General features: G+C 55.5%; 8 protein-coding genes. 5 read left to right on the forward strand and 3 right to left on the reverse strand.

Features of this window, described 5'->3' with window-relative positions; all coding sequences use genetic code 11:
- Positions 1-81 precede the first annotated feature (81 nt).
- Positions 82-492 (forward strand): lipocalin-like domain-containing protein, encoded by a 411-nt coding sequence (locus ALIPUT_RS06430; protein WP_004328973.1) that lies wholly within the window; start codon positions 82-84, stop codon positions 490-492.
- 187 nt (positions 493-679) lie between these two features.
- Here the strand turns inward: ALIPUT_RS06430 and ALIPUT_RS06435 are convergent, their stop codons facing one another.
- The 3 genes from ALIPUT_RS06435 to tsaD form a co-directional block, all read right to left on the reverse strand.
- Positions 680-2,362: a SulP family inorganic anion transporter gene (locus ALIPUT_RS06435; protein WP_004328975.1), complete on the reverse strand. Its 1,683-nt coding sequence runs from the start codon at positions 2,360-2,362 to the stop codon at positions 680-682.
- A gap of 516 nt (positions 2,363-2,878) precedes the next feature.
- Complete coding sequence (locus tag ALIPUT_RS06440; RefSeq protein WP_004328977.1) at positions 2,879-3,976, reverse strand: NAD(P)H-dependent flavin oxidoreductase; 1,098 nt, start codon at positions 3,974-3,976, stop codon at positions 2,879-2,881.
- A 240-nt stretch (positions 3,977-4,216) separates the two neighbouring features.
- Positions 4,217-5,269 carry a tRNA (adenosine(37)-N6)-threonylcarbamoyltransferase complex transferase subunit TsaD gene (gene tsaD / locus ALIPUT_RS06445; RefSeq protein WP_004328979.1) on the reverse strand — a complete coding sequence of 351 codons (1,053 nt, stop codon included), beginning with the start codon at positions 5,267-5,269 and terminating at the stop codon, positions 4,217-4,219.
- A 452-nt stretch (positions 5,270-5,721) separates the two neighbouring features.
- Between tsaD and ALIPUT_RS06455 the strand changes: the two genes are divergently transcribed.
- From ALIPUT_RS06455 to ALIPUT_RS06470, 4 genes are read left to right on the forward strand one after another with little or no spacing between them, the layout of a single operon-like run.
- On the forward strand, positions 5,722-10,332 hold the full coding sequence (locus ALIPUT_RS06455) for a translocation/assembly module TamB domain-containing protein (RefSeq protein ID WP_004328982.1): 4,611 nt from the start codon (positions 5,722-5,724) through the stop codon (positions 10,330-10,332).
- A gap of 52 nt (positions 10,333-10,384) precedes the next feature.
- The gene (locus ALIPUT_RS06460; protein ID WP_004328983.1) at positions 10,385-11,059 is read left to right on the forward strand and encodes a MotA/TolQ/ExbB proton channel family protein; all 675 of its coding nucleotides are present in this window, start codon (positions 10,385-10,387) and stop codon (positions 11,057-11,059) included.
- Positions 11,060-11,065: 6 nt separating this feature from the next.
- Positions 11,066-11,470 (forward strand): ExbD/TolR family protein, encoded by a 405-nt coding sequence (locus ALIPUT_RS06465; RefSeq protein WP_004328984.1) that lies wholly within the window; start codon positions 11,066-11,068, stop codon positions 11,468-11,470.
- Between the two features lie 53 nt (positions 11,471-11,523).
- Complete coding sequence (locus ALIPUT_RS06470) at positions 11,524-12,330, forward strand: TonB family protein (protein ID WP_004328985.1); 807 nt, start codon at positions 11,524-11,526, stop codon at positions 12,328-12,330.
- Positions 12,331-12,401: the final 71 nt, after the last annotated feature.

Raw genomic sequence — 12,401 nt, forward strand, 5'->3', positions numbered from 1 at the left:
TTTGCTTTGTGCTCGATACGACAGGGGATTAGTGCCGTTCGAGGTGGAAAAGTATATGACCAAATTAAATAGCGATTGACAATGAAAAAACTGTTTTTTGCCAGCCTGTGGGTTTTGGCTTGTTTGACCGCAGCCTGTTCCGATGAAAAAGACGAACCGAACGGCGAGTCCGGATCGGTCGTCGGAGAATGGGTGTTTCAGAAGAACGAGTATTATCGGAATGGAAAAATGATCGACAGTTTTACGGCTGTGGAGGACGAGGATAAGATGATCGCTGTATTTCGGGAAGACGGGACTTTTCGTTATTACGATTTCCCGCCCGAAGAGTATTATGACGGGACTTATTCTTATGATGAAGCGTCGGGAGTGTTGGTGACGGACGACGGGATCGAAAAACAGAGCTGCCGGGCCGAAATAACCGTTTCGGAGATGAAATGGATTTATGATGAAGGCAATGATGAGATGCTTGTCGAATATTATACGCGCAAGTAACGGTTTTTGTTGGTGCGCTTAAAAAAAGAGGCGTTGTTTATTGTTGTTCTCCGATGTAAAAAAGATGCGGGGACCGGATTTATCCGGTCCCCGCATCTTAACATGTCCCTTGCCGATACCAATCGATACGGTATTTTTGTTTTGCACTCGCTTTGCGGAGCCTGGGTAGATTTGTTTTGCGGGAAAGCTATTTCTCTTTCGGTTCGACAACCAGTTCTTTGGCCCGTCGGAGCGCCGCATTGATATTCGGGCAGATGTTTTCCTCGCCCAGCAGGGAGTAGAATCCCGCTTTGTGCAGGACTTCGTGTACTTTGGGATTGACGCCCGAAAGGATGATGCGGGTATTTTCCTGTTGCGATATGCGGCAGAGGTTCGTGAGGTTATGGATGCCCGTCGAGTCGATGAAGGGGACCTTTCGCATACGGATGATCCGCACCTGTGCGTGGTCGCCGAGCTGCACCATCTGTTCCTCGAATTTGTTGGCGATGCCGAAGAAGTAGGGACCGTCGATTTCATATACTTCGACGCCTCGGGGGATGATGAGGTGCTCTTCGTGCGACTCGAGGTCCGACTCCTTACCGGGGTCTATTTCGTTGCGGATGACCGAGATGTCGGTAGTTTCCATCACGCGCCGCATGAAGAGCAGGCAGGCGAGTACCAGTCCGACTTCGATGGCCACCGTCAGGTCGATGATGACCGTCAGCAGGAAGGTGACCAACAGCACCGCGACATCCGAGCGGGGATTCTTCATCAGAGCCCGGAACGTGCGCCATTCGCTCATGTTGTACGATACCACTACCAGCACGCCTGCCAGGCAGGCCATTGGGATATATTGCGCCAGCGGCATCAGGAACAGGAAGATCAGCAGCAGTACGACGGCATGGATGACGCCTGCGACCGGCGTGCGGCCGCCGTTGTTGATATTGGTCATCGTGCGGGCGATGGCTCCGGTGGCGGGAATGCCGCCGAACAGAGGCGTCACCACGTTGGCGATACCTTGGGCCACGAGTTCCTGGTTGGAGTTGTGCTTGTCCCCCGTCACGCCGTCGGCGACCGTTGCCGACAGCAGCGATTCGATGGCGCCCAGTACGGCGATGGTGATAGCTGCGGGCAGCAGTCCTTTCATCCCTTCCCATGAGAGGGCGGGGATGACCGCGTCGGGCAGTTGGGAGTTGATCGTGAATCGGTCGCCGATGGTTTCGACGGAGTCGATTCCGGCGTAGCGTTTCAGCAGATAGACGGCCAGCGTCATAACGACGATAGCGATCAGCGAACCGGGTATCTTTTTCGAGAAGCGGGGCGTGAGGGCGATGATGGCGACGCTGATAACGCCTACGGCCGTTGCCCAGAGGTCGATCGTCCCGAAATTCTGGAAGTAGACCATCCACTTCCCGGCGAAGTCGCCCGGCATTTCGGGGGTCGTGAGGCCGAACAGATCCTTGATCTGCGTGGTGAAGATCGTCACGGCGATACCGCTGGTGAAACCGACGACGATCGGGTAGGGAATGAATTTGATGATCGTCCCCAGGCGGAAGAGTCCCAGCAGGATCAGGAATACGCCCGCCATGATCGTGGCGACGGTCAGTCCCTCGATGCCGTACTGTTGGATGATGCCATAGACGATCACGATGAATGCACCTGTGGGGCCGCCGATCTGTACGCGACTGCCGCCGAGCGCCGATGTGAGGAAGCCGGCGATGATGGCCGTGATGATGCCTTTTTCCGGTGAAACGCCCGATGCGATGCCGAAGGCGATCGCCAGCGGCAGGGCCACGATGCCGACGATGATGCCGGCCATGAGGTCGGCGGTGAATTTCTCCCGGGAGTAGTGCTTCAGGGATGTGAGAAGTGCGGGTCTGAATTCGATCATCTCCGAATTTTTATTTTAAGGTTAATTTTAAGGTTGAAAAATGGTGGCGCAAAGGTAGTGAAAATGAGGGGAGGATAAAACAAACGGCTTCGTTTTTTATACCGCATGTATTCTGTTCATTGCGGAAATAAAAGACTATTATTCATATTTTCATTGTGTTACGTCTTTTTAGATTGGATTGGGAGCAGATCGATTCGTGTGTCTGCGCCGTATAAAAAGCCGGGGCGGACGATTTCCGTTTAAGAGTCTGTTTTGAATTTTATAAATGAGTTAGACATTGGCCGAGAGAAAATGTTTCGGCTTTTTTGAACCTCTTTTCTGCATCTTCTTTCAGCAGGTGCTGAAAATAGTTCGCTATTTACGCAACCTCCCCAAAAGAATCTACTCGAAAACAGCTTTCAAATAATCTCTACATAAAATTCGAGCAGGTTCTAAAAATTGAGATAGGGGAAAATGAGCACCTTTCGGCATGCAATACCGGAAGGTGTCATACGGATTTTGTACTTTTATCGAACGTTATTTTTTCAGTTTCGCCAACTGTTTTTTCAGGCTGAAACGGTCGAATTCGTCGATAAGGTTCGTCATCAGCTCTTTCACGCTCTCGATCTTTTCGGCTCGCCAGGCATTGACGCCGGCGAAAGCGTATCCTGCCGACAGGTTGCCTTTGAAGGCGTTGTAGAGGGCCATGATGATGCAGTAGGGGCTGTGGGTTACGTCGCAGGTCTTGATACAGTTGAACGGACAGCTTTTGGGCTGTTTCAACCCTTGTTTCACCCGTTCCAGGAAAGAGTTGTGGATGGCCCGCCCCGGCATACCCACCGGACTTTGGATGATCTCTATGTCCTGTTGAGAGGCTTCGATGTAACTCCGCTTGAACTCCGTCGAGGCGTCGCACTCCTCCGTGGTGACGAAGCGCGTGCCCATCTGGACACCGTCGGCGCCCAGCTCCATGATGCGATAAATGTCTTCGCCCGTGTAGATGCCGCCTGCTGCGATGACCGGGATGTGCGTGTCGTGCGCCGTGCCGAAACGACGGACTTCCGAAACGATTTCGGGCAGCAGCCGCTCCAGCGAGAAGTGTTCGTCGGTGATCTGTTCCGGCTTGTAGCCCAGGTGTCCGCCGGCCTTGGGTCCCTCGACCACGATCGCGTCGGGAACGTATTTGTAGTTGGCGAGCCATTTCTCGCAGATGAGCTTGGCGGCTCGGGCCGACGAAACGATCGGAGCCAACTTCGTCTTGCTGCCTTTGGTCAGGAACGACGGCAGGTTGAGGGGCATACCGGCCCCCGAGAAGATGATGTCGGCCTTCTCTGCGATGGCCGTTCTGACCATGTCTGCGAAGTTGGACATGGCCACCATGACATTGACGCCGATGATACCTTTGGTCTTTTCACGGGCTTTGCGCAGCTCTTCGCGCAGGCCCCAGATGCTTGCCGTATTGTAGTCTTTGGAGTGTTCCCGGTAGATGACGCCCAGTCCGGCCGAGGAGATCACTCCCACACCGCCTTGGTTGGCTACGGCCGATGCGAGTCCCGAGAGGGAGATGCCTACGCCCATACCGCCCTGAATGATGGGAAGACGGGCCAGCAGATCGCCGATTTTCAATGTTTTCATAGTTAAAGTTGCTTTGAATTTATATTTTTCCTTTCTCTCCGTACGTCGTGCCCGCCGATCGTGTCGTATCGTTTGTCGATTCGGCTTTTTCGTAAGTTTCTCCTTGAGCGGATGTTTCGATCGGTTTCAGGTTTTCCCGAAAGGCGGCTCTGTGCGGGGAGAGTGGAGCTTTTTGTAAGTTTTGGATCCCGGGTGCCCGTAAAAATATTGTATGTAGGGTCGGGACAGTTTGTATTTCTGTTATTGTTCCGCTGTCGGTGCGACGGTCAGTTCGAGCTCCTCGAGCCGTGCCACGGGTGCGATGTCCAGGGTTGCGATATTGCCGTTCATGTAGCGGTAGTATCCTGCCAGGGCGATCATCGCGGCGTTGTCGGTCGTGAACTTGAATTCGGGCAGGAAGGTGCGCCATCCCCGTTTCCTTCCCTCCTCCGTGATGCCGTTGCGGAGCCCTGAATTGGCCGATACGCCGCCTGCGATGGCGATGTCGCGGATCCCGTACTCCTTGGAGGCTTTTACGAGCTTGTCGAGCAGAATTTCCACGATGGTCGTCTGCAGCGAGGCGCAGAGGTCGGCTTTGTTTTTCTCGATGAAATTCGGATCTTCGGCCATTTCGTCCCGCAACGTATAGAGGAACGAGGTTTTGAGTCCCGAGAACGAGTAGTCGAAACCCTCGATGCGGGGTTTGGCGAAGCGGAACGCGTGCGGATCGCCCTCCTTGGCCAGTTTGTCGATCACCGGCCCGCCCGGATAGGGCAGCCCCATGACTTTGGCGCACTTGTCGAACGCTTCGCCCGCCGCGTCGTCGATCGTCGTGCCGACGATCTGCATGTCGAGCGGACCGTCCACTTTTACGATTTGGGTATGTCCTCCGCTGACCAGCAGGCAGAGGAACGGAAAGTCGGGGTGCGGAAGCTGTCGGTCGGGCAGGTCCAGAAAGTGGGAGAGGATGTGCCCCTGCAGATGATTGACCTCCACCAGCGGAATGTCGTGTGAGATCGAGAGTCCCTTGGCGAACGATACGCCGACCAAAAGCGATCCCAGCAGACCGGGCCCGCGCGTGAAGGCGATGGCGTCGATCTTGTCGATGGTGACGCCAGCCTCTTTCAGGGCCGTATCGACCACCGGAACGATGTTCTGTTGATGAGCTCGGGAGGCCAGTTCCGGAATGACGCCGCCGTATTTCTGATGCACGGCCTGCGAAGCGATTACGTTCGACAGGAGTGTCCGGTCGCGGATGACTGCGGCCGAAGTGTCGTCGCAGGAGGATTCTATGCCTAAAATGGTGATGTCCATGTGGTTTTTGTGTGGCAAAAAAAACTTTACAAAGATAGTGAAAGCCGAGAGAAAATGGGAACGAGTTCCCATTTTTTCGAGGCGCATCCTATCCAAGACTATGTCAAAGATACGAATAAGCCGAGCGCAAAAGCAAATTTATTGTGTTTTGCCGAGGCGGAGTATCTAAATGAAAACAAAGATACGGAATAAAATCCGAAATGATTCGCCGATGTCCGTATTTATTATCGGGCGGTGGCCGATGCCGGGTCTTTGTTCGGGTTTCGGAAAAGCGTCGGAACATGATTGGCAGCAGGTTTGCGGTTCCGTGTCGTATCGGACGCGGATTTTTGCCGGTTGTGGCGGCAAGTTCTTCGAACGGTGACTTTTAACGATAAATATCCGGTCTGCCGGATGTTAAATCCCGAAATTTGCTTAAATTTGCAATTTATTAAAAACGGTTTTGTCGGATAATGCGCAGGATAGTGAACATACTGGCCAAGATGGTGTCGGCGATCGTGCTGGCGCTGATCTTTCTGCCTCTGTTGGTCGCCCTGTTGTTCGAGATTCCTGCCGCTCAGAATTTCGTCGCTCGGGAGGCGACGGAAATAATCTCCCGCAAGCTCGGTACCCGCATCAGTATTGACCGGGTGGATATCGGCTTGTTTTACCGCGTTTCGCTCGACGGATTCTATGTCGAGGATTTCCAACGGGATACGTTGCTTTATGCCGGCCGTCTGGATGCCCGGATCAAGAGCCTCGGCCTGTTCGGGGGAGGGCTCGTTTTCAGCCGGGCCGAATTGTCGGACGCCCGTTTTTGCCTGCGCGAAACTCCCGACGGGGAGATGAACATCAAGCAGGTGGTCGATAAACTCTCCAAAAAGGACAAGGCCCGGGCGGAGGGAAAATTCAGGCTGGAGATCGAGCGCCTGGAAACGGAGGGGCTGGATTTCTGCATGGAACGGCTGGAGCACCGCAATCCGTCGTACGGAGTGGATTTCGCCGATATGCACCTGATCGACATTCGGGCCGAACTGAAGAATTTCACCATTGACGGTCCGGTGATCCATACCGACATCGGGCGTTTGGCGATGCGCGAGCGCAGCGGATTTGTAGTCGAAGACCTGGCGGGCTGTCTTTGTATCGCCAACGGCTGTATCGATATCCGGGAGGGACACATCCGGACGGCGAAGTCGAATATCGAGTTGCCTTCGCTTTCGTTGATCGGATTGGATTGGGCTCTTTACAAGAATTTCGTCGAGGAGGTGGACGTTACGGCGCAGGTCGTCAATACGACGCTGTCGTCCGACGACATCGCCTATTTCTCGCCCAAAATGAAGGATTGGCACCTGACGCTGACCGACGTGAATGCTGATGTGAGCGGTCCTGTGGCCGATATGTCGGGATCGCTGCGCTCGGTCCGCACGGGAGCCGACACGAAGCTGTCGGTCGATTTCGCGGCGCAGGGACTGCCCGATGTCGGAAAGGGGCATTTTAAGGCCGACATTTCCGAGCTGACGACTTCGGCGGCGGATGTCGATCGGCTGGCGGCTGCCCTCACAGGCAAGAATTTGCCCGACGAGGTGCTGCGTATTGCAAAAAATGCGGGCAAAATCGGTCTTACCGGCAAATTCGACGGAACGCTCACGGCCTTTGCTGCGGATGCTGCGCTGGCGACCGAGATCGGCGGTGCGACCTGCCGGTTGCAGGTGAGCTCGCTGCGCGACGGCTGTCGCGGTGTGCTGGGCGACGTGAAAACGTCCAGTCTGCAACTGGGCGAGTTGCTGGAAAACGATCTGCTCGGTCCCCTCTCTCTGAATGTGCATGTAAACGGCGAACTCAGCTCGGAACACTCCGACGCCGAAGTGTCGGGCGAGATCCTGCGACTGGGGATCAACGGATACGATTACGATTCGCTCCGTATGAAGGGGCACCTGGTGAACCGGGAGTTCAACGGACTGATCGAAGCCCGGGACAGGAACCTGCGGTTCGATTTCAGAGGCCTGCTAGACCTGAACGACGAGCGGATGCCTCGCTATGATTTCGCGCTGGACCTTGAGGAGGCGAATCTGGCGGCTTTGGGGATCAATCGCCGCGATTCGGTGTCGGTGCTTGCCGCCCGGATCGCTGCGCGTGCCGTCGGCCGTACGCTCGACGACCTGAACGGAATAATCTTCGTCCGTGATGTATCCTATCGTTATAACGACCGCGAACTCGCGGCCGACAGCGTTGTGATCGTGGGGCGGAACAGCTTGTCGGACAAGTTTATTCGTCTGCGTTCCGATTTTGTCGATGCCGACTACGAGGGGAAGACCTCCTATAAAGAAGTATTCACCTATCTGCAACAGCGTTTCCGCGATTACGTTCCGATGCTCGACGGCGGTCCCGGCTGGCAGGCGCAGCATCCCGATACGGTAGAGTTGGCCGACGGATATTCCCAACTTACGGTCAATGTCCGGAAGATCAATCCGCTGGTCAATGCCGTCTCTTCCGGGCTGCAGATCGCGGATGGGTCGCGGTTGCAGCTGCGAATCAATCCGGCGAACGACAAACTTTCGTTCGAAGCGGCTTCGGATTATATCGAGCGGGGCCGAATGTTGGTGACGCGTCTGAATCTGGATGCTCATAACCGGGGCGACTCGCTCGTTTTCGCGGCTTCGACCAAGGATCTTTATCTGAATGGCTTCCATATGAGCCGTGTCGGAATGAGCGGCGGTGCCAAGGATAACAAGCTGGAACTAATCACCGATTTCGCGGATACCCTCGACGATGTTTCCGGTCGGATCGGATTCCGTTCGGAATTCGCTCACGGGCGCGGGCCGGCAGGTAAGGGAATCGATCTCCGGTTGACTCCTTCGTACATCAGCCGGGGAGAAAAGACGTGGAATATCTATACGGACGGTATCACGGCGGATACGTCGCGGATACGCATCGATCGTTTCCGAATGGTCAATGCCGGACAGCAACTGCTGCTCGACGGCGTCGCGTCGCGCCGTTTGCAGGATTCGGTGCAATTAACGCTGCATAATTTCGAGCTGGCGCCTTTCTCGCAATTCACCTCCTCGATGGGCTACCGTGTGGACGGTCGTACCAATGGCTCTGCGACGATGAAAGCGGTACTCGGGGCGGGTGAGGTGCAGGCCGATATCGTCGTGGACAGTATTTCGATCAACGATCTCGCCGTTCCGGCGATCTGGCTGCGCTCCCGGTGGGATTTCGTACAAAACCGTGCGGGTATTCTGGTGCAGCAGCGGGAAAATCTCGATACCCTCGTCCGGGGCTTTTACGCCCCTTCGCAAAAGCGTTATTATGCCCGGGCTACCCTCGATTCGGTAGAACTCTCGGCGCTCGATCCTTTGCTGAAGGGGGTGATCGAGAAGACGGGCGGCAATGCCGACGTCGATATCGCCCTGCGCGGCAGCGGCAAGGAGGCGACTCTTTCCGGACAGATCGCCGTGCGTGATTTCACCACGACGGTGGACTTCACGCAGGTGACTTATACGATGCCCCGGGCCGTGATCGAAGTTAGGAACAACCATTTGACCGCCGAAGGCGTGCCGCTGTACGATCCGGAGAAGAACGAGGGCCTTTTCTCGATCGACCTCAATCTGGAACATTTGTCCAATATCTCCTATTCGGTGAAAGTGCTGCCGAAAGAGTTGATGGTGCTCAATACCACTTCGAAGGATAACGACCTGTTCTACGGCCGGATTTTCGCTTCGGGTTCGGCGACGATCGCGGGCAGCAAGGGCGGTGTGAAAATGGACATCGTGGCTACCACCGAAGGCGATTCCGAATTTTATATGCCTCTGTCGGGACAGTCGAATGCGAAAACGGCCGATTTCGTTACGTTCGTCACCCCTGAACAGATCGATACGACCGACTATCTGGTGCGCAAGAAGCTGCTCTTCCAGCAGCAGGGGCGTAAAAAGGAAGCCGCAGGCAGCACGATGGATATTACGATGGCTCTCAATGTGCAGGACAATACCGCTTTCCAACTGGTGATCGACCCGACGGTCGGCAGTGCCCTGAAAGGTCGTGGCAACGGTATGCTCAACCTGCATATCAATCCGGGTAACGGTATCTTCAATATGTACGGCGACTATACGCTCATCGAAGGCAGTTTTCTTTTCTCATTGCAGAATATCATTACTAAAAAATTCATCATCGAGAGCGGTTCGATGATTCAGTGGACGGGCGAGCCTGTCGATGCGCGGCTCGACATCAATGCCGTCTATAAGCTCAAAACGTCGTTGCAGCCTCTGTTGAACACTGTAACCGCCTCTTCGGACGACGACCAGAGCGGTTCCCGGATTTCGGACCGTTCGGTGCCGGTTGATTGTAAGATCCATATCGGCGGTCGTTTGAGCAACCCGCAGTTGGATTTCAGCGTGGTCGTGCCCGTTACAGATATAGAAACGCAGGCTGCGGTGGCCAGCGTGCTCAATACGCAGGAAGCCCAGGCGCAGCAGTTCATTTCGCTGGTCGCACTGGGTACTTTCAGCAATTCCGGCAGTGCCAATATCGGTGCTTCTTCCGGTGTGGCAACGGGTCTGGAGATGCTTACCAACCAGCTTACCAACTGGTTTTCGACAGATGATTACCGGATCATCCTGAACTACCGGGCAGGCTCCGAAATGACCGGTGACGAGGTGGATTTCGGCTTCTCCACCAATTTGATCAACAACCGTCTGCTGGTCGAGGTCGAAGGCAACTACATCATCGACAACAAACAGGCCGTAAGCAACAATGTTTCCAACTTCATGGGCGAAGCGCATGTGACGTGGCTGATCGACAAGTCGGGCAACCTGCGTCTGAAGGCGTTCACGCAGACCATCGATCGTTTCGACGAGAACCAGGGCCTGCAGGAAACCGGTATCGGGATCTCCTATAAGGAGGATTTCAATAATTTCAAGGATCTGAAACAGCGTATTCGGGACCGCTTCACCAACAAGAAACGTCAGAAAAAGCGTCAGGCCCGCCGCGAGGAGCAGGCCCGGCGTGCGGCGGAAGAGGCCCAACGGCAGGAATTGCTTCTGCCGGAAGATCCGCCGGAGCCTGAATACGACTTGGAGCGGGATTGATACGGAAAAAGTAAAACTCGAATAAAATAAATTTAATTCACTCAAAAAGATTATGATTAGTTTGTTGCAGACCGCAGATGCGGTCGTTGTCGCGGAGCAGACCCGCATGGGACTTTGGCAGTTGTTTATGAGCGGCGGATGGCTGATGTGGGTTTTGTTGATTCTGGGAGGACTCACGATCTTTATCTTCGTGGAGCGCTTCATGGCGATCCGTAAGGCGTCGGAGTTCGATATGAATTTCATGAACCGCATCCGAGATTATATTTTGGACGGCAAGGTCGCTGCTGCGGTCGATCTTTGCCGCAAGACCAATACGCCGATCGCCCGTATGATCGAAAAGGGTATCGGCCGGATCGGTCGTCCGATGAGTGACGTGCAGTCGGCCATCGAGAACGTGGCGAACCTCGAAGTGTCGAAGCTCGAAACCAACCTGCCGATCCTGGCGACCATCGCCGGCGGCGCCCCGATGATCGGTTTTCTCGGTACGGTGGTCGGCATGGTGCAGACTTTTATGGATATGGCCGCTGCGGGCGGTACGGTCGATATGTCGCTCCTTTCGAGCGGTATGTACGTGGCGATGATCACGACGGTCGGCGGTCTGCTGGTCGGTATTCCGGCCTACTTCGGTTATAACTACCTGGTGGCCCGCATCGAGAAGCTCGTTTTCCGGATGGAGGCCAACTCGATCGCCTTTATGGATATTCTGAATCAACCCGTTCAAAAGTAATCTGTTATGGCAATCAAACGCGGATCCAAGGTCGATAAGTCGTTTTCGTCGGCTTCGATGACCGATCTGATCTTCCTGTTGCTGCTGTTCATGCTGATCGCTACGACGCTCATCAACCCCAATGCCATCAAGCTGATTCTGCCGAAAAGTTCGAATCAGTTGAAGGACAAGGCGATGACGACGATTTCGATCCAGGATACGGGACATGGATACAGGTATTATGTCGAGACGGAAAACGTCGGCTCGCGCGAGGGCGTGGAGAAAGCCCTCAAGTCCCGGCTGGCGGGACAGGAGAACCCTACCGTTTCGCTGCATTGCGACAAGTCGGTGGCTTTCGACGAAGTGGTGGCCATGATGCGCATGGCCAAGGCCAACAATTTTACGCTCATCGCGGCTACCTCGCCCGAATAGAGTGAAACCCGGGGAATGCCGCCCTGCGGTGTTTTCCTTGTGAGAATTGACCGATGTATTATTACGATCCGAATAACGATAAATCGAACGCGCGTCGTTGGGCGAGCCTCGCAGCTTTGCTTTATGCGCTGTCGATCGCGGCGGCTTTCCTGTTCGTGTCGTTCGATATGGGGCGGGACGAGCTGCTTCCCGGCGAAGGGTTGCTGATCGATTTCGGGACGACCGAAACCGGTCTGGGCGACCGGGACCTGTCGGCTACCGATGTGCAGGCACCGCCGCAGCAGGCGGCGGCCGAAGCGTCGCGGCAGCAGGTCGAGTACGTGACCAGCGAGCGGGAGGAGATCGCCGTGCAGACACCGCAGCCGGAGAAGAAACCCCGCGAGCGGGAGACTCCGGGACAAACTCCGCAGCGCAGCGACGCGCAGCAGCCTGCCGAACAACCCCGCACGGTAAACCGTCGGGCGCTCTTCCCGGGCCGCACGGCGGGGAGCACTTCCACGTCGGAGGGGCCTGCTGCGGGCGAGGGTAACGCCGGGGACCTTTCGGGGGCGCCGGAAGGCAGTCACGACGGCACGGGCCAGAGCGATTCGGGCATTGCCTACGACCTTTCGGGGCGCTCGGTGGTGGGAAAGCTGCCCAAGCCTTCCTATCCGGGCAATGAGTCCGGCAAGGTCGTCGTCGATGTGACTGTCGATGCTTCCGGTCGGGTGACATACGCCTCCTATCGGGCGCAGGGATCGACGACCAACAGCAAGCGGCTGGTCGATGCGGCGGTCGAAGCGGCCCGCAAAGCTCGGTTTTCATCCAGCGAGAGTTTGATGCAGACCGGAACGATTACCTATGTCTTTACGTTGGAATAGATTGGAATGCGCTGCCAATCCGGTTTGCCGTGCGACGTTGCACCGCATCGACTGAAGGCGCGATAACAGCA

Source organism: Alistipes putredinis DSM 17216 (assembly GCF_000154465.1).
GTDB classification, from domain to species: domain Bacteria; phylum Bacteroidota; class Bacteroidia; order Bacteroidales; family Rikenellaceae; genus Alistipes; species Alistipes putredinis.

What these genes read in the sequence shown, in the direction of transcription:
- ALIPUT_RS06435 (WP_004328975.1), bottom strand. Translation starts at nt 2,362, where the DNA reads ATGATCGAATTCAGACCCGCACTTCTCACATCCCTGAAGCACTACTCC.
- tsaD (WP_004328979.1), bottom strand. Translation starts at nt 5,269, where the DNA reads ATGGACATCACCATTTTAGGCATAGAATCCTCCTGCGACGACACTTCG.
- ALIPUT_RS06430 (WP_004328973.1), top strand. Translation starts at nt 82, where the DNA reads ATGAAAAAACTGTTTTTTGCCAGCCTGTGGGTTTTGGCTTGTTTGACC.
- ALIPUT_RS06470 (WP_004328985.1), top strand. Translation starts at nt 11,524, where the DNA reads ATGTATTATTACGATCCGAATAACGATAAATCGAACGCGCGTCGTTGG.
- ALIPUT_RS06455 (WP_004328982.1), top strand. Translation starts at nt 5,722, where the DNA reads ATGCGCAGGATAGTGAACATACTGGCCAAGATGGTGTCGGCGATCGTG.
- ALIPUT_RS06440 (WP_004328977.1), bottom strand. Translation starts at nt 3,976, where the DNA reads ATGAAAACATTGAAAATCGGCGATCTGCTGGCCCGTCTTCCCATCATT.
- ALIPUT_RS06460 (WP_004328983.1), top strand. Translation starts at nt 10,385, where the DNA reads ATGATTAGTTTGTTGCAGACCGCAGATGCGGTCGTTGTCGCGGAGCAG.
- ALIPUT_RS06465 (WP_004328984.1), top strand. Translation starts at nt 11,066, where the DNA reads ATGGCAATCAAACGCGGATCCAAGGTCGATAAGTCGTTTTCGTCGGCT.